We start from the raw sequence: 23885 nt of genomic DNA on the forward strand, positions 1-23885 counted from the left end.
CCCCCGGGTCCGACCCGGGAGTGCCCCTCTCGCAGGGAACGAGGAGGACCGACGTAATGGGCGAGCTGAACGTGCACGATCGACCGACGACCCAGGCAGGTGGGCGGCGATGAGTTCACTGCTGCTTCTGACGAATGCCCTTCAACCGTCGACGGAGGTGCTCCCCGCCCTCGGCCTTCTGCTGCACAGCGTGCGGGTGGCCCCCGCCGAGGGGCCCGCGCTCGTCGACACCCCTGGTGCCGACGTCATTCTCATCGACGGCCGGCGCGACCTTCCCCAGGTGCGCTCCCTCTGTCAGCTGCTGCGGTCCACCGGGCCCGGCTGCCCGCTGATCCTCGTCGTGACGGAGGGCGGCCTCGCGGCCGTCACCGCGGACTGGGGCATCGACGACGTGCTGCTGGACACCGCGGGCCCCGCCGAGGTCGAGGCCCGGCTGCGGCTGGCCACCGGCCGCCAGCAGATCACCGCCGACGACTCCCCCATGGAGATCCGCAACGGCGATCTGTCGGTCGACGAGGCGACATACAGCGCCAAGCTGAAGGGCCGGGTCCTCGACCTGACCTTCAAGGAGTTCGAACTGCTCAAGTACCTCGCGCAGCACCCGGGCCGGGTCTTCACCCGTGCCCAGCTGCTCCAGGAGGTCTGGGGCTACGACTACTTCGGCGGCACCAGGACGGTCGACGTCCATGTGCGGCGGCTGCGGGCCAAGCTCGGCCCCGAGCACGAGTCGCTGATCGGCACCGTGCGCAACGTCGGCTACCGCTTCGTCACCCCGGAGAAGGGGGACAGGACCGCCGAGAAGGGGGACAGGACCGCCGACGGCGCCAAGGCGAAGGCACCGTCCGAGCCGGTGAACGAGGAGGTCACCCGTTCGGAGCAGCCGACGGAGGCCCCGATCGCGGAAGAAGCGCCGGTCCGGCCTGCCAAGAGGTAGTTCCATCCGCGTAGAATGCCGCGCGTGGCCAAGGTGACGCGGGACGATGTGGCGAGACTGGCGGGGACCTCGACAGCGGTCGTCAGCTACGTCATCAACAACGGACCCAGGCCGGTTGCCCCGGCCACGCGCGAGCGGGTGCTCGCCGCGATCAAGGAGCTGGGCTACCGGCCCGACCGGGTGGCCCAGGCCATGGCATCACGGCGCACCGACCTCATAGGGATGATCGTGCCGGACGCCCGGCAGCCCTTCTTCGCCGAGATGGCACACGCGGTCGAACAGGCCGCGGCGGAGCGCGGGAAGATGGTGCTCGTCGGCAATTCGGACTACCGCGACGAGCGCGAGGTCCACTATCTGCGGGCCTTCCTCGGCATGCGGGTCTCCGGGCTGATCCTCGTCAGCCAGGGCCCCAGCGAGCGCGCGGCGGCCGAGATCGAGGCCTGGGACGCCCGTGTGGTCCTGCTGCACGAACGCCCCGAGGCGATCGACGACGTCTCGGTCGTCACCGATGACGTCGGCGGCGCCCAGCTCGCCACCCGCCACCTCCTGGAGCACGGCAACGCCTACGTGGCCTGCCTCGGCGGCATCGAGTCGACCCCGGTCGTCGGTGACCCGGTCGCCGACCACATCGAGGGCTGGCGCCGGGCGATGCAGGAGGCCGGGCTGCCGACGGAGGGCCGGCTCTTCCACGCCCCGTACAACCGCTACGACGCCTACCAGGTGTCCCTGAAGCTGCTCTCAGGACCCGACAGACCCCCGGCGATCTTCTGCTCCACGGACGACCAGGCCATCGGGGTGCTGCGGGCGGCGCGCGAGCTGCGGATCGACGTGCCGGGCGAGCTCGCGGTCGCGGGCTTCGACGACGTCAAGGAAGCGGGACTGACCGACCCGCCGCTCACGACGGTCTTCTCGGACCGTCCGGCGATGGCCCGGGCGGCCGTGGACCTGGTCCTGGACGACTCGCTGCGGGTCTCGGGGTCTCGGCGCGAGCGGCTGAAGCAGTTCCCGTCCGCGCTGGTGGTACGCCGCTCGTGCGGCTGCGGCGAACCGGCCGTCGCCGTGCGCTAGTGCCGCGGGACTAGTTGGTGCCCCTCAGGGGCCGGGCCCGTGCCAGTACGCTTTCGCCCACGACGACACCGGCTTCGACCCTGGAGTGGCGCATGCCTGCTGCGCGGATTCTCGACGTGCTGGACGATCTGGCTCGCGTGGTCGGCGGCACCGCCCCGGAGCAGGACGGGCTTCCGACGCCGTGCGCCGGGCTGGACGTCGTGACGCTGCGTCGGCACCTGCTCGGCGGCATCCAGTACTTCGACATCGTGCTGACCGACCCCTCCGGCGATCAGCGGCCCGAGCCGCACACGACGTACACCGGCTCGGACGCGGCCGACGTGGTGGCGGAATCGGTCAGGAAGCTCGCCAGGACGGTGCGGACCACCGTGGCCGACGGGGGCGGATCGACCCCGGTCAACGTGGTGGAGCTGGGCGCGGGCACGATTCCGGCCGAGAGCGTCATCGGCCTGCTGCTCGCCGAGACGGTCGTCCACGGCTGGGACCTCTCCCGGGCCACCGGCCAGGTCTGGCAGCCCTCTCCGGTCGCGTCCGAGCAGGCGTACACCGTCCTCTCGGCCGCGATCAGGCCGGAGTACCGGGGCGCCGACATGCCGTTCGCTCCGGAGGTACCGGTGGGCGCCGACGCTCCGGCGCTGGAGCGTCTGCTGGCCTTCACCGGGCGGTCGGTCCTCTGGACACCGGCGAGCTGAGGGATCGCGTCCGGGTCATCCGCCGGTCGGCCTTTATATCGGGCATACGAGCTTCTGCCGGGCTTCTCAGGACGTACTCAGGCTGCTCTCATGTTCACTGGCCACTCTCGTAGACATGACCGACAGCCACCGCCCGAGCGGCGAGTACCCGATGTCCCCCTCGCACGACAACGGTTCGCACGAGTACGAGAACGCGCCGCACGGCAGCGGCTCGTACGACAACGCTTCATACGGCAGCGGTTCGCACGGCAACGCCTCGCACAGCAGCGCCTCGCACAGCAACGCTTCGTACGGCTGGGGTGACGCCTCCTACCCGCCGCCCCCGGCCTTCGAGCCCGAGCGACCTGCCTCCGAGGTGCCCGCCGCCGCCTACGCGTGGCCCGCCCCGGCCCCCGAGCCCGCCGCCGCCCCGGCGTCCGAGCGCCGGATCAAGCGGCCGTTCGCCCTGCTGGCGGCCGTGGCGATCGCCGCTGCGGCGATCGGCGGCGGCACGGCCACGCTCATCGGCCAGCTCGCCGACGACGGCTCCAGCGGATCGGGCACCGGCGTCGTCAGCGGCACCACCGTCTCGCAGAGCAGCGCCGGCACCGTCTCCGGTGTGGCGGCGGCCGTGTCACCGGCCATCGTCGAGATCAGCGCGGCATCATCGGCGGGCGATGCCACCGGCTCCGGTGTCGTCACCACGGCGGACGGCGAGATCGTCACCAACAACCACGTCATCTCCGGCGCATCCGCGATCAAGGTGACCCTCAGCACCGGCAAGACGTACACCGCCGATGTCGTCGGCACGGACGCCGACAAGGACCTGGCGCTCATCAAGCTCCAGAACGCGAGCGGTCTGAAGACGGCCACGCTCGGCGACTCCTCCTCGGTGAAGGTCGGCGACGAGGTCGTGGCGATCGGTTCGCCCGAGGGCCTCACCGGCACGGTCACCAGCGGCATCGTCTCGGCCCTCGACCGTGACGTCACGGTCGCCAAGGAGGACGGGCAGGGCCAGCAACAGCAACAGCAGCAGCAGCAGCAGCAGGGCGATGAGAACTGGCCGTTCGAGTTCGGCGGCCAGCAGTTCAACGGCGACACCGGCTCGTCCCGGACCACGTACAAGGCCATACAGACCGACGCCTCGCTCAACCCCGGCAACTCCGGCGGCGCCCTGATCAACATGAACGGCGAGATCATCGGCATCAACTCCGCCATGTACTCCCCCAGTTCGGAAAGCACCTCCGGCAGTTCGACCAGTGCGGGCAGCGTGGGCCTCGGCTTCGCCATCCCGGCCGACACCGTCAAGGCCGACCTGGACTCCCTGCGAGCCGGCGACGGCTCCTGACCGCACCCGACCAGGAGGTCACCATGAACCCCGGCACCACCGAGGTGGCCGCCGGCCCGTCCGCGCCGGCCCTCCCGCTCGCCCTGGTCGCCGAGCTCGTCGGCCGGAGCGCCGCAGAGACGGGCACCCGCCCGCCGGAGGTCCGCACCGCCGGCACCGGCACCGGCCGCAAGCGCCGTGCCGCGCGACGACGCACGGCGGCCGTGCGAGGCTGAGAGCCCCGCGCACCGCACGAAGGAAGAGGACGAAGACACGATGAGCCCCGCCGAAGACGATCCGCAGCGCGTCCTGATCGTCGACGACGAGCCCGCCGTGCGCGAGGCCCTGCAACGCAGCCTGGCCTTCGAGGGGTACGGCACCGAGGTGGCCGTGGACGGCTACGACGCCCTCACCAAGGCCGAGTCGTACGCCCCCGACCTGATCGTCCTGGACATCCAGATGCCCCGCATGGACGGCCTCACCGCCGCCCGGCGCATCCGGTCCACCGGGTCGACGACGCCCATCCTGATGCTCACCGCCCGCGACACCGTCGGTGACCGGGTCACCGGCCTCGACGCCGGCGCCGACGACTACCTCGTCAAGCCCTTCGAGCTGGACGAGCTCTTCGCCCGCATCCGTGCCCTGCTGCGCCGCAGCTCGTACGCGGTCGCGGCGGGCGCCGACCTTCCCGACGACGACGTGCTGTCCTTCGCGGACCTCCGCATGGACCTGAACACCCGGGAGGTCACCCGGGGGACGCGCCGGGTGGAGCTGACCCGCACCGAGTTCACCCTCCTGGAGATGTTCCTGGCCCACCCACGGCAGGTGCTGACCCGGGAGCAGATCCTCAAGGCGGTCTGGGGCTTCGACTTCGAACCCAGCTCCAACTCCCTGGACGTGTACGTGATGTACCTGCGTCGCAAGACGGAGGCGGGCGGCGAGCCGCGCCTCGTCCACACGGTCCGTGGCGTCGGGTACGCCCTGCGCTCCGGCGGCGGTGACGGGTGACCGGTCTGAGACGCAGGCTGCGGGCCCTGCCGCTGCGCTCACGCCTTGCCCTGCTGGTCACCATGGCGGTCGCGGTGGCGGTCGCCGCGGCGGCTGCCGCCTGCTGGTTCGTGACGCAGCAGCAGCTGGAGCACCAGCTGGACAAGACGCTGCGCGCCTCCAAGGTGGACCAGCAGTACCTGGCGGAGCTGTACACCTACTGCAAGGGCGACACCTCCCAGGAACCCCGGCCCTTCACCGGCGTGGCGGTCCAGCTCATCGACGCCCAGGGGACGGTCTGCATCGCTCCCGAGGCCGCGTCGCAGAAGCTGCCGGTGAGCCAGGAGGACCTGGACGTCGCCAAGCGGCAGCGGGCGTACACCCTGCACTCGGAGACCGCCGAGAACGGCGTGGACATGCGGGTCTACACCTCCCCGCTCGACGTCCGGGGCCCCGGGGCGGCGTCCGGGAGCCTCGCGGTCTCCATCGCCCGCCCCATGAGCGAGGTGACCGCCCCGCTCTCCACCCTGGCCTGGGTGCTGGTGCTCGTCGCGGGTGTCGGTGTCGTCGGCGCGGGCGCTGCGGGCCTGTGGATCGCCCGTACGGGGCTGCGCCCGGTCGACGACCTGGCGCACGCCGTCGAGCGCGTGGCCGAGACCGAGGACCTGACCATCCGCATCCCCGCCGAAGGCGAGGACGAGATCGCCCGCCTCTCCCGCTCCTTCAACTCCATGACCAGCTCCCTGGCCATCTCGCGCGACCGCCAGTCCCAGCTGATCGCGGACGCCGGGCACGAGCTGCGTACCCCGCTCACCTCGCTGCGTACGAACATCGAGCTGCTCTCCCGCAGCGACGACACGGGCCGCGCCATCCCGCCCGACGACCGCAAGGCCCTGATGTCCTCGGTCAAGGCACAGATGACGGAACTGGCCGCGCTCATCGGCGACCTCCAGGAGCTGTCCCGCCCCGACGCGGCCCAGCCGGGCCCCCTCCAGGTGGTGGCGCTGCACGACATCACCCGTAACGCCCTCCAGCGCGCCCGGCTGCGCGGCCCCGAGCTGACCATCACCGACGAGCTGGCCCCCTGGTACGTACGCGCCGAGCCGGCCGCGCTGGAGCGGGCGGTCGTCAACGTCCTGGACAACGCGGTGAAGTTCAGCCCCGCGCGCGGGTCGATCCAGGTCACCCTGCACCGCGGTGAGCTGACCGTGCGGGACCACGGCCCCGGCATCCCCGCCGAGGAACTCCCGCACGTCTTCGACCGCTTCTGGCGCTCCCCCTCGGCCCGCCAGCTCCCCGGCTCCGGCCTCGGCCTGTCCATCGTGGCCCGCACGGTCCAGCAGGCGGGCGGCGAGATCTCCCTGCGCCCGGCGGACGAGGGCCGCGGCACGGTGGCATCGATCCGCCTGCCGGGCGCGCCCCAGCCGCCGCCGGGGGCTTGAGTGCGGGAGCGGTGAAGGCGCCAGGGAGATGACGGCTCGTTACATGTCAGTCGCCTTCGGCCCGAAGATCGTGCAGCCGGGTGACACCGTCCGAATTCGTCGCCAGCTGAGTCCCCGCAGCGTTGAGCGCGATCGATCTGACGTCATGGTAACCGACAACCACATTATCGACCTGCTGGCATGTCTCATCAAAAATTCGTACGCTACTGTAATCTGCGGCAGCCATCACTTTACCATTGTCACTGATAGCCCACATTCCATAATAGGCAGAATCTGAACCCAATCGACATCGGGGCAGCGATTCTTCGGAATTCAGATCGGTGCGCCGCAACACGGCAATACCTTCGTCTTGTTCGACAGATTCGACACTCAAAGAAAACAGCTGCCCCGGACTGACCGAATCGGCATCCGAGTAGAAGTTAAACTGCCTTGCATTCAAATTCTCCTCTACTTCATCCTCTCCGGCCTCCCACGGACTGATCTTTCCCTTGATCCTGACATCGCCCTCGTCGGTTAGTTCTTCCGCATAGGCCAGGAAGCCACGCGCCACCGCGAAGCCCGACTGGTACCTGCTGGCGCGGTCCACGCCAAGACTGACATCCGCCAGGCCACCCACCTTTCTTCTCGTATCCACGTCCCACCCTGTTACATCACCTTTCTCCGTAACAGCGATAAGGGTGTTCTTCCCGACTGCCCCGAATGTCAGGTACTTAGCATCACCCGTTTTCATAGAGCCTGTGGTTGACCCAGCCGCTGAATGCCCCCATACACCACCGACCACAAGCAGAGCCGTCGCGGCAGCCCCCAGGCTTCGGCGACGCCGGACAGCTCGGGCGTCGGGGCCCGGGACGCGGTCCGGGGCCAGCGAGCGACTCGCGAGCCGCTCCTGCAGGCGGATATGACGGAACTGATACGCACCTCCGGACTGGCGCAGCAGCTGCCGGTCCCTCGCGTCCGCCAGGAACCGCATGAGACCCCAGGGCAGTCTGCCCCGCAGAGCAAGCACCACCCGAAGCAGAACAAATCTGGGCCAGGCCCTGGTCAGCAGGATGATCAGCGCGAACACGCCTGCGGGAAGCAGCATGCTCATCACCACTGCGGTGGTCGAGCCGTAGGCGGCGCTACTGCCGAACCTCTCACCGATGAAGCCGCCGGGGGAAGGCGCGACAACTCCATACGTGAGCCGCGAGAACTCGACGAAAGCCACGGAATAGCCGAGCGTGGCCAGAGGGGCTGCGGTAGCTCCGAGAACAACGCCCGCGGCCAATGCCCCAGTCAGGGACGAAGTGCGGTCCTGGCGCAGGAGACCGTCCGGTCCGGCCTCCGCGGAGCGTTCCGGTGGGGCGTCCAGCCACGCGTGCCCGGCAAGAGCCAGACTGATTGCGAGAACTACCCCGGCCACCGCGGCCACGAACATCGAGTAACCCGAAGAGCTTTCCCCGGACCAGCCCGTAGAGAACGTGACAGCCACGGCCACGGCAGCCGCGACGGGAATCATCAGGATCCCGGTCAGCATCAGGCCGGTGGTGAAACCTGAACGGAGCCGCCCCAGGGAACCTCCTCGCTTCAGCGACAATCTCCCGGGCGGCCGGTCAGGTGCGGCGTACCAGATAACAACGGTCATCAGTGCGCAGCCAACTCCGACCAGTACAGAGCTGGGCATCCAATCGGGGTCGCCGAGGTCTCTGCCTGTGAAGTGTTCGCCGCCCACCACGGCGAATGTGGCAACCATCCCGATCCCGATACTCAGCGCGAAGCCGGTCAGGCGGGACAGCAGGCGCCGGCTCATGAGCCACCAAGCCAGGTCCCGTTCGCGATGCCTGTGCAAGTACGTCGCCAGGTAAGTCAGGTACCTCTCGGAACGCTCGGCGTGGGCACGCCATTCGTCGGCAGCCTCCTGTCCCACGCTGCCCGGTGACGGGGCGTACGCGGCAGTGACGACGAGGTCGAGCAAGTGGTCTTCCACCGCATGCGAGCTGTCGAAGTCGAGCAGCTCACCCGGGTCGCGGTCGCAACTGCTGTACACGGTGCGTGCCAGCGTGAGAGTCAACGGGGTGGACAGGGCCACCGCCGACGGGCTGTCGGGGTTCGTCCTCAGGTGCTCGTACACCGGACCCCACTCGACACCGGCGGGCCAGCTCACATCACTGAGGTAGGCGACGCCGTCCGCTGTCGGCACCGGTGCGACCTCCACCACCGGAGCACGGCGCAGCACCGGCGAGCCGCCCTCGATGACATCCTGATATTCGGCCGAACGGCAGGTCAGCACAACCCCGGTGCCCTCGCCGCATGACTCGTTGATCACACGTACGGCGCTGCGGCGCGATGCCTCCGGCATCTCGTCCAGGCCGTCCAGGATCAGCAGCAGCCGCTGCGCGTCGAGCAACAGCTTCGGCTTCTCGGTCCGTCCGCCGTAGTAGTTGGTGCCCAGCGTGCTCTCGATCCAGTCCCGCAGTGACTCGCTGACCGGGTCCCAGGTGGACAGCGTCAGCACCACGGGTACCGGTGCGCCCTGCTCCCGCTCCGCGAGCAGTCCGAGGTTGAGCATGGCGGCCAGCACGGACTTGCCCGAACCAGGCTCCCCGAGCATCACCAGCCGCCTGCTGGGCACCCTCCGGTACCCCTGGGCCAGCCGACGGGCGGCCTGGTCGAAGCTGCCGTCCAGCCGGCCGTTGAGCGACAGCCGAAGCACACGGGCATCGATCCCGCCGCCCAGCGCTTCCTCGGGTGGCGCCGCCACCGGCCGCCGGGTGGCCGACCAGGCCAACGGAATCACTCGCGGGGAGCGCAGGTTCCGGGCGGTGACCTCCTCCTCCCACTGGCTGCGCACCGATACCGCCAGGTCATCCGCGACCTGCGCGGCGTCCCTGGGCGCTTCCAGCGCCGGAAAGAGCTGGACCAGTGACACCACCAGCGAGGCCACCGCGACCAGGAGTGCTGCCCAGTCGACCAGTGAGTCGCTGTTCGGTGGTCGACTGGAGTCCCACAGTTTCCAGCCGAGACCGAGGGTGGCAATCGCAGATAGGGCTAAGAACCCCAGACGCATCCGATGCCGCTGTACGTGATTAGGAAGTCGATACACCTAGTCAGAATGTCGGCAGAGATCCGCTCCCGGTGGAGAATCAAGTATTCGTCACCGGCTACCGGCGACATCCGGACACGGGTGCACCACGTTCGAGTGGCCGTGGGGCCCTTCGGCCTGCACCGGCCCCTTGGCGGGGAGTGGGTCCTGGTGAGGCGTAGCAGCGGACCCCTGGGGGGCGGCATCCGGGCGACGCCATCCGAATTCGACGCGAACTGACTGCCCTCAGCGTTGAGCACGATCGCCCCGACAAGTACGGCCGCGCGTCCCTCACATTCCGAGCAGCCCGACGACGGCGCCCGCCGAAGTCAGCACCGCGGTCAACGATTCGGCGCCGGCGAGGAGTTCGCGCAGACGTCGCAAGCGACTCTCGTCGGGGGTTCCGATGCGGGTGATCTCGCCCTCCGTATCGGCCAGGGCCGCGTCGAGTTCGGCAGTCTGTCCGGTAGCCCGCACTCTGGCCAGGTAGGCCCTCAGATCCAGGATGGCGACGAGGAGCTGTTCGGAATCGCGGTCGGGTGAAGCGGAGGTAACTTGGTGGCTCTCGGCGTGGGCGTGGCTGCCGATGGCGAACGTGCTGCTGGAAACATCCCCGATGGAGACGTCCGGCTGTGGCGCGTCACTGGGCATGGTCGGCGGATCCCCTCTGTGGCGGAGTCTGTCCACCTCTTGTGGGGGCGGCGCGAGCGTGGTCACCGACTGCGAACGTGCTGCCCTCCACGGAGTCGATGTTGATGGCCGCCGTTGCTGATGTAGACAACCTTCTGCGCGAACTCCTCCGTTCGGTAGCCGGCGTTCACGATGGCTGTCTTCACGCCGTAGACGACGCGGTCCTGCACGCTCTTCAGATAGCGGTCGACATCCATGGACTGGAAGAGCGAACCCGCCGGGCTCTGCGGCGAGTTCGCGTACCGACAGGGCTGGGCCGTCGGGCACGGTGCCGGAGAACTCCCCGGTGAGCCGCCGCCAGCCGTGGACGACCTGCCGACCGATCGCGACCAACGCCTGTCCAGGCGCCCCCGGGCACGTGAGAGAGGACCTGGGCTGCCTTGCCCAAGGGATTCTGGTTGACGAAGCGATAGATCGTGTGATCGGCGTCCTTGAAGTCGGCACGCACGGGGAACAGGACGTGCGGGGCGATCTCCAGCATGAGCATCCGGCCCTGTGTGTGGACGCGTACGAAGACCGTGACGACCAGTTCCTCGTCCCACCCGGCGACCCTCAGCGGGTCCGGATCCACCCGGATGTTCGCGCCCGGAACATCGACGAGGTGTCGCACTGCACCGGCGGGGCCTCGCCCTGCACGGGCCGGTCCTCGCTCTGCGTCGACAAGGATGGTCAGTCGCGCCTGTCTCCCCTCACGCCCCGATGAGACGGATCACGTACCGCAATCGCACGAGTCACCTCAGGCGAGATCATCGAACTCGCCCTCCTTCGCACCGCCGAGGAAGGCGCGGAGCTTGGCTCGGGTGGTGTGGACGACCACGTCCGGGTGGTCGCTCTCGCGCAGCAGTATCTCGCCGTCGTGCTCGGCGAGTTCGAGGCAGTTGTTGCCCTCGGCACCCGACGACTTGGAGGACTTGCGCCACTGAATTTCCATGATCCTCACGCCTTCATGCTCTGTGCGACTCCGCGAATGAAGTCCCGCGATCTCTTCGGGTCGAGGCTCCGACTCTCGACCCGGTCCAGCACGGCCCTGTAGTTCGTGAGCCGGGTCTCGGCATCGATGAACGCGGGCCCGGTCGCCGTGTCCGTCTGGACGGTGTCGAGCTGCGGGACCGGGCCGTGGACGTATTGTGTCGAACTGCCGATCTCCGGGAAACCGCCGGCCGCGAACGGGATCACTCGGACCGCGACATTGTCCCGCTCTGACTCGTCCAGCAGGTGCCCGAGCTGGCCGAGCGCCACCCCTGGGCCGCCGAACGTCATGCGCAACGCAGCCTCATGGACGAGGAACACACAGGATGGCGCTCCATCCTTGTCCAGCACGTCGCGACGCCGAAGCCTGTGCGAAAGCTGACGACGGAGGCGCTCCGGAGTCAGAGGCGGTACGACCTCCGCGTACACGGCACGGGCGTACTCCTCCTTCTGCAACAGCCCCGGCATATACATGATCTGCACCGACCTGATCGCCACGGCGTGATGTTCGAGCTCCGCCAGATCGAGCGCCCCTGCCACAAGGTCGCCCCTGTAGTCCTCCCACCACCCGTTCGTTCGCTCTTCAGCCATGTCGGCCAAGGCCTCGACGTATGCGGCGTCCGGGCACGCGTAATGGCCAGCCCACGCGCGCACTCGTGCGGCGCTGACTCCGAACCGCCCCGCTTCGCTGTTACTGACCGTCGTGCGGTCCGTGCCCAGCGCGGCAGCTGCCTCCGTGAGTGACAGGCCGGTGCGCTCCCGGAGCTTGCGCAGCTCGCTGCCCAGCCTGCGCTGCCGCGCCGTGGGCGACTTCCTCGACGCCATCGGATTCCCCTCCTCGTCGGGCCCCAGGGTGGCCCGTCACCCGATGGGATTCATTTCACCCACCACGTTACCCGTATCGACCCAACGCGTGAGGTAATCATTTTCGTACCTCGATCACCGCGTAGCGGCGCCCCGTGAGTCAGGGCTGCCGTACGGCCACCACCAACGTCAACGAGCAGCGCGCCCGTTCGGAGCGCACCACGTGGGGAGAACGACATGACCAGCGTCCAGACCACACCCCCCTCCACCTCACCGCGCAGCCAGGACGGCGAGAGCTACCGGCTCTCCCTGCCCAACACCGCGCGCTCGGCCGGTATCGCCCGGAACTTCCTGACCTCCCTGCTCACCGGCGGCCCGCACCAGGGCGTCATCGACGACGCGCGCCTCTGCGTGAGCGAGGTGGTGGCCAACGCCCACCGGCACACCCGGAGTTCACTGATCCGCGTGCAAGTGACGGTGGGGCGGGACCAGGTGACCGTCTCCGTCGCCGACGACACGCTCTGGACGGCCCCCACGACAGGCGGCACGGCCGGGAGCGCTCACAACGACCCCGTGCGGGAGGGCGGTTGGGGCCTCTTCCTGCTGGATGAGCTCGCGCTGGCCTGGGGTTCGGACCTCTGCGGGTGCTGCGCTCCCAGCCACAAGGCGGTGTGGTTCACGCTCGCCGGGGACGCGGGCGCCGCCGCTTAGCGTTCCGCCCCCGCCACCGGCCTCCCCCGCATCCACCCCGACGGACCCTGATGCGCCCTTCCACCGGCGCGGCTTCGCGCCGCGCCCCTCAGCCATGCCCGGATGCGGCGTGGGCCCCCGTTCCCCGTGCGCTCCAGGAGGTCGACTCGACCTCTTCTCGCCGTACCACGCCGCGCGCGTGGCTACCCGCCGTCACGTGGCTGGTCGAAGCCGGCCTGCACCCACGCGCCGGCGTGACCACCCTGGCCGTGGCCCGCGATCTCGCCGCGCGCATGGACTACCGGCTGGGATTCGTGCTGTACGACCTGGAGGGCACGGCCACCAGATGCGGGCTGTCGACAGCAACGGTGAAGCGTCATGTCCGCGTGCTGCGAGAACTGGGCGCGCTGGCGTGGCGCCGGCATGGGACGAAGAAGAACCTTCGGCTGCCCGGGCGCCCGTACACAGCCACGGCCACGATCTACGCAGCGGTGATCCCTGCCGTGGTCGACACGGGGCGGGACAAGCAGCCTGCGGGGCAACGTGGTTCAGCACGGCGTGCACCCCATTCCCCTGGGCCCCGCCCCCTAGTACCTACAGCTGACACGAGTGGGGAGATCAACTACACGCCGCGCAGGCGCGCGAGGCGGCACAACAGCGGTTCGTCACTCAGGAGTCCGTGGCAGGTGGCCCAGGACATCAGCATCGCCCGGCAGGTCCGGCCGCTCGTCGGCTGGACCCAGGGAGAGGGGCTCCGCCGTCTGGCGTTCGCGCTGCGCCCGCTCATCGACCGGGGCCTGGCGGCCCACGACGTCGCAGCCGAACTCATCGGCCTGGCCGTCGACTGGCGCCCCGCGCGACCGGCCGCGTACATCACCGCCGCCCTCGCCCGGGACAAGCAGGCCGAAACGGCCCGCCGGGCGGGCGAGGAGCACACCGCCGACCCCGCCGACCACCAGGAGTGGCAGCAGTGGCTGAAGAGCAGAGAGCCCGACGTCCCGGGGCGCGGGGACAGCGACCGCCGCCACGCCCGCCTGTACGCGTGGGACCAGTGGCGCGAGGTGGCTGCCCACTACGACGAGGACCCCGACGACGCGCTGGATCTGTACGGCACCCGGCTGTGCGCCTACGCCGTCAGGCGTTCCGGCCTTCCAATCCGCTAAGGGCTCTGATCGTTCGGTGCAGGGCCGTCACTGCTCGGACGGGTCGGGTGCGGCGGTAGCCACGACTTGCTTCCCGGCAAGCCCTATGGATTCAGGGTGGCTGGGAATGCTCGCCCACCGCAGAGCGATCTTGCAGTACCGGGCAGCATGTATTGATGGCCGATAAGAAGCAGGGTGATGAGTGCCCGAAGTGCAAAGGATCGGGCGCTGTTCGTCACCCCCTCGCGCTGGCGTGGAATCGGAGAAGGAAATTGCAGAACTTGCGTTACCGCTGTGATGAGTGCAATGCCACAGGTCGGGTGAAGAAGAAGTGACCCCCTCCCATCCCCGCTGAAGTCGAACAACAGGTTTCTTCGGCGGGCCGTTGCGAGGTCCACGATCACCTGTCGTGGTGTCGGTGACGCGGTTCCGGCCAGGACCGCAGAGGGCAGGGGCCTTGACCGGTCGAGGCACATCGAGACTCACCTAGCCGCTCGCGTCGAGCGCCCGCGCCAGCGCGTCGAGGGTCACATCGACCGTGGCACGCAGTTGCTCCGCGCCGTGGCCGCCGCCCTGGCCGGCTTCCTCACCGAGCCCGGCTGACGCCTGCCGCACCCGAGGCCCGGAACGTACGCCGGTACGTCGAAGGGGCGACTCCCGCCTCCGCCGCCAGGTGCCGCCGCAGCGAGGTGGCGGTGGCGAAGCCGACCTCGTGGGCGACGCGTTCCACCGGCAGGTCGCTGGACTCCAGCAGCTGCCGCGCCCGCCGCAGCCGCTGCTGGGTCAGCCAGCGGCCGGGGCTCAGACCCGTCTCCTCCTGGAAGCGCCGGGCGAAGGTACGGGGGCTCATCGCCGCGTGCGTGGCCAGCTCGTCGAGGCGCAGCGGCAGTTCCAGCCGCCGCAGCGCCCAGTCGCGGGTCGGCCCGGTGCCCGTCCCGTCGGCCGGCGGCAGCGGCCGCTCGATGTACTGGGCCTGTCCGCCGTCCCGGTAGGGCGGCACGACACAGCAGCGGGCCACCTGGTTGGCCACCTCGCTGCCGTGGTCCTGGCGCACCAGATGCAGGCAGACATCGACACCGCTCGCCGCCCCCGCCGAGGTCAGCACGTCACCGTGGTCGACGAAGAGCACGCCGGGGTCGACCTCGACCCGGGGGAAGAGCTTCCGGAAGTGGTCGGTGAGCGCCCAGTGGGTAGTGGCCCTGCGCCCGTCCAGAAGACCCGCGGCGGCCAGCAGGAAGGCGCCGGTGCAGATGGACACCAGCCGGGTGCCGGGGCGGACGCGGGACAGCGCGGCCAGGGCCCGTGGGTCCGCGACCGCTTCCGGCGCGACCGCGTACGGCGGGATGACCACGGTGTCCGCATCGGCCAGCACCTCGGGGCCGTACGCGGGAGTGACGGTCAGGTCCGAGTCGGTGCGCACGGACTGCCCGTCCACGCTCGCGGACAGCACCTCGTACCGGCCGTCGGCGGAGCCCAGGACCCGGTGCGGGATGCCGAGCTCGAAGGGGTAGACGCCGTCGAGGGCCAGGACGACGACCTTGTGGACGGCGGGAACGCGGCGGGTGGCAGGATCGAAGGGCATGGCAGAAATGTATCGGAAGCTGACGTTCTTGCCATCGCCCCGGACCGGACACTGCGCCAGGATCGAGACATGACTTCGACGGACACCCCTGAGAACACCGACAGCGCCCCCGTGATGCTCGCCCTTCACCAGACGGCCCTCGGCGGCCCCGAGGTCCTGCGGCTGACCGAGCTCCCGCGGCCCGCACCCGGCCCCGGACAGATCCTCGTCGCCGTGCACGCGGCCGGGCTCAACCCCACGGACTTCAAGCACCGCGCCACGACCCTGTTCCTGCCGCCCCCGCCGCTGACCCTCGGCTGGGACGTCTCCGGCACCGTGGTGGAGACCGGCTACGGCGTCACCCTCTTCCAGCCCGGTGACCAGGTGTTCGGCATGCTGCCCTACCCGTACGGGGCCGGCTCCCACGCCGAGTACGTGACCGGCCCCACCCGCGCCTTCGCCGCCAAGCCCGCCGGGATCGACCACGTACAGGCGGCCGCTCTGCCGCTGGCCGCGCTCACCGCCTGGCAGGCCCTCGTCGAGACCGCGGACCTCCGCGCCGGACAGCGGGTGCTGATCCACGCCGCGGCGGGCGGTGTCGGCCATCTCGCCGTACAGATCGCCAAGGAGCGCGGGGCGCATGTCACGGGGACCGCGAGCGCCCCCAAGCACGACTTCCTGCGCGAGCTCGGCGCGGATGCCTGCGTCGACCACCGCTCCGAGGACTTCGCCGACACCGAGGAGCGCTACGACGTCGTCCTCGACGCCCTCGGCGGGGAGACCGCCACCCGTTCCGTGGGCGTGCTCCGCCCCGGCGGCGTCCTCGTCTCCCTGGTGCCGGGCGCCGATGACACCCAGGCCGTGGCGGAGAAGGCGCAGGTCCGCGCTGTCACCATGCTCGTCGAGCACGACCGGGCGGGGATGGATGCCATCGCCGAGCTCGTCGAACGGGGCAAGCTCCGCGCCCATGTCTCCGGCACCTTCCCGCTCGCCGATGGCGCACGGGCTCATGCCCAGGGGGAGACGGGCCGCACCACGGGCAAGCTGGTCCTCACCGTCCGCTGAGGCGGGACGGGACCGTCAGCTCTCGGGTTCATGGGTGATCAGGTCTCCCGGCTGGCACTTGAGGACATCGCAGATCCTCGACAGGGTCGAGAAGCGGACGGCCTTGGCCCGCCCGTTCTTGAGCACCGACAGGTTGACGACGGTGATGCCCACGCGTGCGGACAGTTCGGTGAGTGTCATGTCCTGTTCGGCGAGGATCCGGTCGAGGTGGATCCGGATTCCGTGCTGTTCCTCATCGGGCATCAGATGGTCCCTTCGAGGTCCTCCCGCATGCGCACGCCGTCACCCATGAACTTACCTATGATCACTGCCGCGAGCCCCGGAATGACGAGCACGAGCGGCCCGTCGAGCGCCGGCCCGGAGCCGATGTTCGGCGACATGCTGCCGACGAGCCAGGACGTCGACCAACCGGCGACGAGGGCGGCCAGCGGCGTACCCAGGGCGACGGACCAGCCCAGCACGGTGAGCCGGTTCGCCACCCCGTGGGTGAACGGCCCGTCCCGCATGACGGCCTTCAGCACCCGGGAGAAGAGCAGCAGCGCGAGGGAGCCGAACAGCAGCCAGGGCAGTTCGCTCCCGAGGTCCGCGGCGCGCTGTCCCGCGGAGGGGCCGTCCTGGCAGAGACGCGTGACGCTGCTGGACTCCTGCACGCCCTCGCCGGCCGACACCTTGTCGGCCAGCGAGGCGTTGGCCCAGAAGCCGGTCTGCACGCAGACCGCCCCGTCGTCGAGCAGGTGCGTGACGCCCGTGCCGACGAAGGCGAGCCCGAGGAGCACCGCCAGCACAGAGGTCGCCGACGCCAGGATCCTGGTGATTCGTGTGTGCATCGCAACCTCGTCCCATCGATTTTCGATATGGCCGAGACTAGGGGACCATATCGATATTCGACAAGTCCCCGGCTGCGGGCGACCTCCCCGTCAGCCGGCGGACGGGGTCAGGACCGTGCGGTCGAAGGGCCCACCGTGCACGGCGGCGTACGCGACGGCCTCGTTGACGGCGTCCAGGGGGAAGCAGCGGACCCGCTCGGGCGTGAGGTCCGGCGCGCCCGCGGCGAGAAGCCGGATGATGCCCGTGTTCGCGGTGCGCGGGTACATCCACTGCCCCCGCACGGTCACCGAGTTACGCATGATCCACGGGTACGGGAGTGCCAGGTCGTCGCCGGACAGCATGCCGACGCCCCCCATGAGGACGACGCGGCCGTACTCGCGCACCGTCATGGCAGCCGTGCGCGCCACCGAACTGGGGGCGCTGGGCGGGAGCATGTCGATCACCATGTCGATCGGGCCGTCGGCAGCGGCGGACATCGCCGCGCGGTCGGCGCCCTCGTCCCCGGTCAGCCCGACCGTGCGCACGCGCGGGCCGAACCGGTCGGCGAGGAGGGCGAGCGCCGCCCGGTTCCGGCCCGGGGCGACCACGCGGCCCGCCCCCATCGCAAGGGCGACCGCGACGGCGCTGCTGCCCAGGTTCCCGGTGGCCCCGCTGACCAGCAGCGTCTCGCCGGCCGCGAGACCGCCGGCCAGCAGCCCTCCGTAGGCGATGACGTGCACGCCGAGCGACGCCCAGCGGGACGGGTCGTCCTCCGCCGCGGCGGGCAGGGGAAACACGTTCTCCGTCGGCACCCGCATGGACTCGGCGAACGGCCCGTCGTGCAGGTGCACGGCCAGCCTGGCGCCGCCCTCGCCGCGGGAACTCCAGCCCTGCAACGTGATGTCCGGCGTCAGCGCGTCGTCCCGGGAGCGCACCGTCGGGTCGCACCACACCAGGTCCCCCACGCGCAGCCGGGTCGCGTCAGGGCCGATGTGGGTGATCCGTCCCACGCCGCCCACCCCGGGCACGACAGGAGGGACAAGGGGATAGTTCCGGGCGCCGCCGAAGACCTCGGCGGCGTACGGAGGCACTGAGGTGGCCAGTACGTCGACCACCACTTCGCCGGGCCTCGCCTCGACGGCGGGCAGTTCCCGCACCGAGAGCGGGGCGCCGAACTCCGTCAGAACTGCTGCTCGCACGTGATGACCTCCATGTTCGTGATGCTTCGCCCGTCCGGCTCCGCATGTCCGGAGCCGGGATCCGTCGTGACCGAGGCTAGGGAACCGAAAGGGCATGCGGGAAGCGACGATCAGGCATGCCTGGTATGCCTGGGCAGCATGGATGTCTCCAGTACGAGCCTTCGGGTCCTACGGCAGATCGCGGAGTCGGGCAGCTTCACCGCGGCGGCGGCTCACCTCGGCTACACGCAGTCGGCGGTCTCACGCCAGGCGGCCGCCCTCGAACGGAGCGCGGGAGCCGCCCTGTTCGAACGCCTTCCGGGCGGGGTCCGGCTCACCCCCGCCGGCCTGACCCTGCTGCGGCACGCCCGTACGATCCTGGATTCCGTCGAGGCGGCCGAGCGCGACATCACCGGCACTCTCCCCAGGGCCGAGCGGGTGCGGCTCGGGGTGGTCCTGAGCGCGGGCGCGCTGGTCCTGCCCGCCGCGCTCACGCGCCTCGCGGCAGCCGCCCCGCAGGTGACGGTCACGACGAGCGAAGGCACCACGCCCAGCCTGATCCGGGCGCTGCGCGCGGGCTCGATCGACCTGGCCGTACTGACGTCACGCCCGCCCCACCGGCCCGCGGACGGGGAGTCGCCACGCCTGCACATCGAGACCGTCGATGACACCGAACTGGTCGTGGCGGCACCGACGACCGGAGTGTTCGCCGGCCGCACCTCGGTGCACATCGACGAGCTTCTCGACGCCGCATGGATCGCCGCCCCGTCAACGGGCGCCGAGCCCCTGCTCGGCGTGTGGCCCGGCATGCCGGGACGGCCCCGCATCGCCCACTCCGCACGCGACTGGCTGACGAAACTGAACCTGGTCGCCGGTGGCTTCGGCGTCACGACGGTGCCGTCCCGGATGTCGGCGGTACTGCCGCCCGGCGTGAGCCTCCTGCACGTCGACGGCGCCCCCCGCGAGATCCGCCGGATCCTGGTGGCGCGTCTACCCGGCCGCCCCACCCCCGCGTACACGGCTGTCACCCGGGCGATCGGCTCGGCGGCCCTGGAGCCGTGACGGACACCGGAGGCTTCGGCCGCCCCCTACGACGGCGTCGGCCCCCAGGACCACGAACGGGTCCCGGGGGCCGACGTCACACAGGATGCTGTGTCAGACGGTCCGCCTCACGCGGCGCTGGACGCGACGGGGAACTTCGTCACGCTGCCGACGGTGTCGTCGCTGTCCCCGGCCGCGAAGTCGACCTGGTTCTGCAGCGTCAGGAACTCGCCGCTCGGCGGGAACTTGTTGAGCGAGCCGGTGAGCTGGGCCGGGTTCTTCGTGTGGAGCACCAGCGGGGCCGCGGCCTGACCGTTCTGCGCGGTGGTGGGGGCCTGGACGCTGACCGTGGCGGTGGCCGAGAGCTCCAGCTTGGCCGGGAACGGGGCGAGGACGCTGTTGAAGGACGCGGTGCCGACGCCCGTGCTCTCCAGCGCGATCTTGCCCATCTCGGAGTCCTCGGCGGTGACGCTGAGGCTGCCGGTCACCTGGGTCTTCAGGTTGCCCGCGGTGGGCGCGTCGATGGTGAGGGACGCCTCGCCCTTGAGGTCCAGGGTGTGCTCGGTGCCGTTGAAGTTCAGGACCGCGCCCTTGATCTCCACCGGGATCTCGGCCTGGAGCGGGGCGGCCGCACGGGCGGCCGGAGCGGCGCCGGTGCCGGCGGTGGGGGCCACGGCGACGGCGGCGGGGGCGACGCTCAGGATGACGGCGCCGGCCGCGGCCGCGATCGCGGTTGAGGTGAACCGGATGTTCACGTGAATCCTTCTCCTTGGAACATGGGAACAGGGACGGTGGCCGGTGGCACCGAAGCGTCCGTCCCGCCGGGGATCAGCTGGTCGCACGGTTCAGCGATGTCCACACGGTCGTTCTCCCCATGTGTGCGTTCCGGGCCCCGGGATCTCACACGTGGCGCCACGGTCCCTCCCAGTGGCCCACGACCGCCACCCGATCGGCAGACGCGGCAGCGACGGGCACCGGCCGGCCGGCCCGTGTCGCACACCGCCCGGATGATCCCGCTTCGGTACGATTCCGCGGCAGGTCCGGGCGAAGCGCGAGGTCAAGGAGCGGCATGTGTCCGAACGGTGGCCGGCGGGACCGACCGGGGCCCGCCTGGTGTGGGTCCGCGCCTGCCTGGCGCTGCTCACCCTCGGCGAAGGCCTCCCGGCCGCGTGGGCGCTGCTGTGGCCGCGCCACTTCTACGACACCTACCCGCTTCCCGGGCACCCCTGGGTAGCTGGATTCCCGCCCTACAACGAGCACCTGACGCGCGACTTCGGCGCCGCCGTACTGGCCCTGACCGTGGTGCTCGGCTGGGCCGCGTGCACTGCGCAACCCCAGCTCGTGCGGGCCGCCGCCGTTTCCGCGCTCACCTTCTGCGTCCCCCATCTGGCCTTCCACACCCTCCATCTGGGCCACCCCTTCGGGCTGGAGGAGGGCTTCCAGCTGGTGTCTCTCTCGGTGCCCGTGGCAGCCGCGGTGGTCGCGCTCCTCGCGGCGGGCGGGACGACGCGGCGGACCGTCGACCCGCCCGGACACCGGCCGGTACGGTCTCCCGCTCAGGAGGAGCCCTCGGGGTGACCGCCGCTCAGCCGCCCGGGTTGTGCCGGATCAGCGACTCGACCAGGCCTGCCCTGGTCGCCGGGTAGTCCAGCGGGACGATGCCGAGCCCGGTCAGGTCCGAACCGTCCGCCCCGTCGAGGAACGCGTGCACCTGCGGGTTGAGCCGGTCCGCGTTCGAGCGCGGGGGCAGCAGGGCCGCGGTGCTCACGTAGTTCATGAACAGCTTGCCCGGCTGCTCCGCCGCCTTGCGGAACTGCGCCTCGATCTTGGGGTACTTGGCGAACGGCTCCGCCATGTAGTCGTCCTGGATGTCGAAGACCTCCGGGTCGGCGTACCGGACACCGGGCAGGCCGCCGTTGTCCGCGAGCAGCACGACCTTGCCGCGTGCGCCGCCGAGGTCGGGGAGCCCGGAGTCGAGGTGAAGGAGGGAACGCCAGCCCTTGGTGTCGAGGTAGAGGTCGAAGATCCGCCGGAACACGGCGTCGCTCTCCTCCGAGTACTCCTGCTTGACCCGCATCAGCACGGTCTCGGACGGCTGCCGGCCCAGGAAGTCCCGGCAGGCGCCCAGCACATCGTCGAAGTTCAGGTTCTGGTAGTACGCCCCGTGATGGATGGCGTACGCATCGCCGCTGACCCGGCAGCGTATGTCGAGGAAGCGGATACCGCTGTCCAACTGCTCGGCGACGGTGGTGTTCTGGCACTCCGTCCAGGGACCTCCGAAGCGCGCCCCGGAGTCGTGCGTACCCGGGATCGTGAGGCCCCGCAGCGGAGTGGTGTCGGGGACGGCGCTCATCCAGTCCTGTACGCCGTAGGTCCTGCGGGTGTCGGCGACGGCGGGGGCGAGTCCGGCCAGCGCGGTCGCGGAGAGCGCGAAGGCTCCGGTCAGAAAGCCTCTGCGGGTGCTCAGGCGTGCGGACATGCGAGGGGGCCTCCATCGGCCGTGGGGGGTCGGGCCCCCGCATTGTGGCGCGCTCACGTCACAGCCGGAAGAGGGCGGCGGGCCGTCCGGCCCGCCGCCCTCACTCCCGTACCCGATCCTTCTCCCGCTTACCGCACGACCGTGATCCGGTCCGCGGCCGGCGGGGCAAGCGGAGCGTCGGCCGTGGAGTGCGCCGCCAGGTAGTCGTTGAACAGGTCGAGGTCGGATGCTCCGACCAGCTTGTTCGCGCCTTCGCCGAGGGCCGCGAAGCCGTCGCCGCCGCCCCCGAGGAACTCGTTCATCGCGACGCGGTACGTCTTCGCCGGGTCGATCGCCTCGTCGTTCAGCCGGATCGTGTCCGCGACCACCCGGTCGGCGCCCGACTTCGTCATGTCCAGCGTGTAGGTGAGGCCGTCCGAGACCTGGAGGATCTTCGGGGACGCCTCGTTGGAGCCGCTGACCTGCTGCTGGAGCGCGGTGACGAGCTGCTCGCCGGTCAGGTCGACGACGTTCATCATGTTGGTGAACGGCTGGACCGTGAACGCCTCGCCGTACGTCACCACCCCGTCGCCCTCACTGCCGGACGCCGCGTACGCCAGGTCGGACCGGATGCCGCCCGGGTTCATGAACGCGACGTCCGCACCGCCCTTGTCCTCCGGGGCGAGGCCCTCCAGCTGGGCGTCGGCGATCAGGTCGCCCAACGGCTGCTCGGGGGAGGTGGAGCCGCGGCCGTTGATGTCGGCCGAGATGTAACCCTGCGGCTTGCTCGCGATGGGCGCGGCGAGTGTGTTCCAGCGGGCGATCAGCGCCGTCATGTCCTCGGCCTTGGCCTGGTCCCGGCTGACGATGTGGTTCGCCGACTCCACCGACGTACGCACGATGTCCTTGGTGCGGCGGTCGTAGGTGAGGGTCGTGTCGGTGTAGAGCTTGCCGAACGACGACGCCGAGGTGACCATGCGCGGCTTGCCCGACGGGTCCGGGACCGTGCACACGTACGCCTGGTGGGTGTGGCCCGTGACCAGGGCGTCGACCTTCGGCGTGATGCCCTTGGCGATGTCGACGATCGGCCCGGAGATGCCGTCACCGGCGCCCGGGCTGTCGCAGTCGTAGTCGTACGACTGCGAGGCCGGCGCCCCGCCCTCGTGGATCAGCGCGACGATGGACTTGACGCCCTGTCGGTCCAGCTCCTTGGCGTACTTGTTGACCGTCTCGATCTCGTCGTGGAACTTCAGCCCCTTGACGCCGTTGGCCGTGACGATGTCCGGCGTGCCCTCCAGGGTCACCCCGATGAAGCCGATCTTGACTCCGTTCTTCTTCCAGACCGTGTACGGCTTGAGGATCGGCTTGTCGGTGTTCTCGTCCGTCACATTGGCCGCGAGATAGGGGAAGTCCGCGCCCTTGAACTCCTTGCCCTCCTCGTAGCAGCCGTCGTCCGGGTGGCAGCCGCCGTTCTGCAGCCGGGCGAGCTCGGTCGCCCCCTCGTCGAACTCGTGGTTGCCCACGGCCGTGACGTCGAGGTCGAGCCCGTTGAGCGCCTCGATGGTGGGCTCGTCGTGGAAGAGCCCCGACAGCAGCGGGCTCGCACCGACCATGTCACCGCCGGCCGCGGTGACGGAGTACGGGTTGCCCTTGCGCGCGGTGCGCAGCGAGGTCGCGAGGTACTCGACGCCACCGGCGGGTACGGACGTCACGGTGCCGTCGGGCCGCGTCTCGCTGACCGTCCCGGCGGAGCCGTCCGGCGGCTCCAGATTGCCGTGCAGGTCGTTGAAGGAGAGCAACTGCACGTCCACGGTGCGGGACTGATGGCCGTGCCCGTGACCGTGCCCCCGGTCATGCGCACCGGCCGGCGTCGCGGCGACGAGCGCACCTACGGTGACCAGCCCCGCCGTGGCGGCGAGCACCCGCCGGGACACACGGTTCTTCTGTGGAATCGCTGACATCGGCCCCTCGGTCCCCTTCGATTCTCTGG

26 protein-coding genes are annotated in these 23885 nt (G+C 70.2%); 13 read left to right on the plus strand and 13 right to left on the minus strand.

Annotated features, from left to right (window positions below; all coding sequences use genetic code 11):
• Positions 1-109 precede the first annotated feature (109 nt).
• The 7 genes from AB0C75_RS29925 to AB0C75_RS29955 all read left to right on the plus strand — a co-directional run bounded on the left by AB0C75_RS29925 (position 110) and on the right by AB0C75_RS29955 (position 6429).
• A complete protein-coding gene (locus tag AB0C75_RS29925) occupies positions 110-934 on the plus strand; it encodes a response regulator transcription factor (RefSeq protein WP_362894869.1) in 825 nt (274 codons plus the stop codon).
• Between the two features lie 24 nt (positions 935-958).
• Positions 959-2002 (plus strand): LacI family DNA-binding transcriptional regulator, encoded by a 1044-nt coding sequence (locus AB0C75_RS29930; RefSeq protein WP_362894870.1) that lies wholly within the window; start codon positions 959-961, stop codon positions 2000-2002.
• A gap of 92 nt (positions 2003-2094) precedes the next feature.
• Positions 2095-2694, plus strand: coding sequence for a TIGR03086 family metal-binding protein (locus AB0C75_RS29935; protein ID WP_362894871.1), 600 nt, complete (start codon positions 2095-2097; stop codon positions 2692-2694).
• A 115-nt stretch (positions 2695-2809) separates the two neighbouring features.
• The gene (locus AB0C75_RS29940; protein ID WP_362894872.1) at positions 2810-4021 is read left to right on the plus strand and encodes a trypsin-like peptidase domain-containing protein; all 1212 of its coding nucleotides are present in this window, start codon (positions 2810-2812) and stop codon (positions 4019-4021) included.
• Between the two features lie 23 nt (positions 4022-4044).
• Positions 4045-4236 carry a hypothetical protein gene (locus AB0C75_RS29945; protein ID WP_362894873.1) on the plus strand — a complete coding sequence of 64 codons (192 nt, stop codon included), beginning with the start codon at positions 4045-4047 and terminating at the stop codon, positions 4234-4236.
• A 40-nt stretch (positions 4237-4276) separates the two neighbouring features.
• A complete protein-coding gene (locus AB0C75_RS29950; RefSeq protein ID WP_362894874.1) occupies positions 4277-5008 on the plus strand; it encodes a response regulator transcription factor in 732 nt (243 codons plus the stop codon).
• The gene (locus AB0C75_RS29955; protein WP_362894875.1) at positions 5005-6429 is read left to right on the plus strand and encodes a HAMP domain-containing sensor histidine kinase; all 1425 of its coding nucleotides are present in this window, start codon (positions 5005-5007) and stop codon (positions 6427-6429) included. Before AB0C75_RS29950 ends, AB0C75_RS29955 begins: the two co-directional genes overlap by 4 nt.
• A gap of 46 nt (positions 6430-6475) precedes the next feature.
• Here AB0C75_RS29955 and AB0C75_RS29960 read toward each other — a convergent pair whose 3' ends face one another.
• The 3 genes from AB0C75_RS29960 to AB0C75_RS29970 all read right to left on the minus strand — a co-directional run bounded on the left by AB0C75_RS29960 (position 6476) and on the right by AB0C75_RS29970 (position 10377).
• Positions 6476-9475: an NACHT domain-containing protein gene (locus AB0C75_RS29960; RefSeq protein WP_362894876.1), complete on the minus strand. Its 3000-nt coding sequence runs from the start codon at positions 9473-9475 to the stop codon at positions 6476-6478.
• A gap of 306 nt (positions 9476-9781) precedes the next feature.
• Positions 9782-10141 (minus strand): hypothetical protein, encoded by a 360-nt coding sequence (locus tag AB0C75_RS29965; protein ID WP_362894877.1) that lies wholly within the window; start codon positions 10139-10141, stop codon positions 9782-9784.
• A gap of 62 nt (positions 10142-10203) precedes the next feature.
• Positions 10204-10377, minus strand: a complete 174-nt coding sequence (locus AB0C75_RS29970; protein WP_362894878.1) for a hypothetical protein — start codon at positions 10375-10377, stop codon at positions 10204-10206.
• 161 nt (positions 10378-10538) lie between these two features.
• Here AB0C75_RS29970 and AB0C75_RS29975 point away from each other — a divergent pair, with 161 nt between their 5' ends.
• A complete protein-coding gene (locus AB0C75_RS29975) occupies positions 10539-10883 on the plus strand; it encodes a hypothetical protein (RefSeq protein ID WP_362894879.1) in 345 nt (114 codons plus the stop codon).
• Between the two features lie 33 nt (positions 10884-10916).
• On the opposite strand, the gene AB0C75_RS29980 is transcribed toward AB0C75_RS29975, so the two are convergent.
• Positions 10917-11111, minus strand: coding sequence for a DUF397 domain-containing protein (locus AB0C75_RS29980; protein WP_362894880.1), 195 nt, complete (start codon positions 11109-11111; stop codon positions 10917-10919).
• A gap of 5 nt (positions 11112-11116) precedes the next feature.
• Positions 11117-11974: a helix-turn-helix transcriptional regulator gene (locus AB0C75_RS29985; protein WP_362894881.1), complete on the minus strand. Its 858-nt coding sequence runs from the start codon at positions 11972-11974 to the stop codon at positions 11117-11119.
• A 216-nt stretch (positions 11975-12190) separates the two neighbouring features.
• On the opposite strand from AB0C75_RS29985, the gene AB0C75_RS29990 reads away from it, so the two are divergent.
• A complete protein-coding gene (locus AB0C75_RS29990; protein WP_362894882.1) occupies positions 12191-12664 on the plus strand; it encodes an ATP-binding protein in 474 nt (157 codons plus the stop codon).
• A 233-nt stretch (positions 12665-12897) separates the two neighbouring features.
• Positions 12898-13806, plus strand: coding sequence for a hypothetical protein (locus AB0C75_RS29995; RefSeq protein WP_362894883.1), 909 nt, complete (start codon positions 12898-12900; stop codon positions 13804-13806).
• Positions 13807-14271: 465 nt separating this feature from the next.
• On the opposite strand, the gene AB0C75_RS30000 is transcribed toward AB0C75_RS29995, so the two are convergent.
• Both AB0C75_RS30000 and AB0C75_RS30005 read right to left on the minus strand, forming a co-directional pair.
• Positions 14272-14400 carry a hypothetical protein gene (locus AB0C75_RS30000; RefSeq protein ID WP_362894884.1) on the minus strand — a complete coding sequence of 43 codons (129 nt, stop codon included), beginning with the start codon at positions 14398-14400 and terminating at the stop codon, positions 14272-14274.
• Entirely contained in the window at positions 14372-15367 is a 996-nt protein-coding gene (locus AB0C75_RS30005) for a helix-turn-helix domain-containing protein (protein WP_362894885.1), read from the minus strand. Before AB0C75_RS30005 ends, AB0C75_RS30000 begins: the two co-directional genes overlap by 29 nt.
• A 69-nt stretch (positions 15368-15436) precedes the next feature.
• On the opposite strand from AB0C75_RS30005, the gene AB0C75_RS30010 reads away from it, so the two are divergent.
• Complete coding sequence (locus AB0C75_RS30010; protein ID WP_362894886.1) at positions 15437-16411, plus strand: NADP-dependent oxidoreductase; 975 nt, start codon at positions 15437-15439, stop codon at positions 16409-16411.
• Between the two features lie 15 nt (positions 16412-16426).
• Here AB0C75_RS30010 and AB0C75_RS30015 read toward each other — a convergent pair whose 3' ends face one another.
• The 3 genes from AB0C75_RS30015 to AB0C75_RS30025 all read right to left on the minus strand — a co-directional run bounded on the left by AB0C75_RS30015 (position 16427) and on the right by AB0C75_RS30025 (position 18417).
• Positions 16427-16654, minus strand: coding sequence for a helix-turn-helix transcriptional regulator (locus AB0C75_RS30015; protein WP_362894887.1), 228 nt, complete (start codon positions 16652-16654; stop codon positions 16427-16429).
• Positions 16654-17238 (minus strand): DUF2975 domain-containing protein, encoded by a 585-nt coding sequence (locus tag AB0C75_RS30020; protein ID WP_362894888.1) that lies wholly within the window; start codon positions 17236-17238, stop codon positions 16654-16656. Before AB0C75_RS30020 ends, AB0C75_RS30015 begins: the two co-directional genes overlap by 1 nt.
• Before the next feature lie 90 nt (positions 17239-17328).
• The gene (locus AB0C75_RS30025; RefSeq protein WP_362894889.1) at positions 17329-18417 is read right to left on the minus strand and encodes an alcohol dehydrogenase catalytic domain-containing protein; all 1089 of its coding nucleotides are present in this window, start codon (positions 18415-18417) and stop codon (positions 17329-17331) included.
• A gap of 138 nt (positions 18418-18555) precedes the next feature.
• Here AB0C75_RS30025 and AB0C75_RS30030 point away from each other — a divergent pair, with 138 nt between their 5' ends.
• Positions 18556-19458: a LysR family transcriptional regulator gene (locus tag AB0C75_RS30030; RefSeq protein ID WP_362894890.1), complete on the plus strand. Its 903-nt coding sequence runs from the start codon at positions 18556-18558 to the stop codon at positions 19456-19458.
• 107 nt (positions 19459-19565) lie between these two features.
• Here AB0C75_RS30030 and AB0C75_RS30035 read toward each other — a convergent pair whose 3' ends face one another.
• Entirely contained in the window at positions 19566-20192 is a 627-nt protein-coding gene (locus tag AB0C75_RS30035; protein WP_362894891.1) for a hypothetical protein, read from the minus strand.
• A 316-nt stretch (positions 20193-20508) separates the two neighbouring features.
• Between AB0C75_RS30035 and AB0C75_RS30040 the strand changes: the two genes are divergently transcribed.
• The gene (locus tag AB0C75_RS30040; protein WP_362894892.1) at positions 20509-21015 is read left to right on the plus strand and encodes a hypothetical protein; all 507 of its coding nucleotides are present in this window, start codon (positions 20509-20511) and stop codon (positions 21013-21015) included.
• 7 nt (positions 21016-21022) lie between these two features.
• Here AB0C75_RS30040 and AB0C75_RS30045 read toward each other — a convergent pair whose 3' ends face one another.
• Both AB0C75_RS30045 and AB0C75_RS30050 read right to left on the minus strand, forming a co-directional pair.
• On the minus strand, positions 21023-21916 hold the full coding sequence (locus tag AB0C75_RS30045; protein WP_362894893.1) for a phosphatidylinositol-specific phospholipase C: 894 nt from the start codon (positions 21914-21916) through the stop codon (positions 21023-21025).
• Positions 21917-22044: 128 nt separating this feature from the next.
• On the minus strand, positions 22045-23856 hold the full coding sequence (locus AB0C75_RS30050; RefSeq protein WP_362894894.1) for a bifunctional metallophosphatase/5'-nucleotidase: 1812 nt from the start codon (positions 23854-23856) through the stop codon (positions 22045-22047).
• Between the last annotated feature and the right edge of the window lie 29 nt (positions 23857-23885).

This window comes from Streptomyces sp. NPDC048565 (assembly GCF_040650935.1).
In the GTDB taxonomy this organism is placed as follows: Bacteria; Actinomycetota; Actinomycetes; order Streptomycetales; family Streptomycetaceae; genus Streptomyces.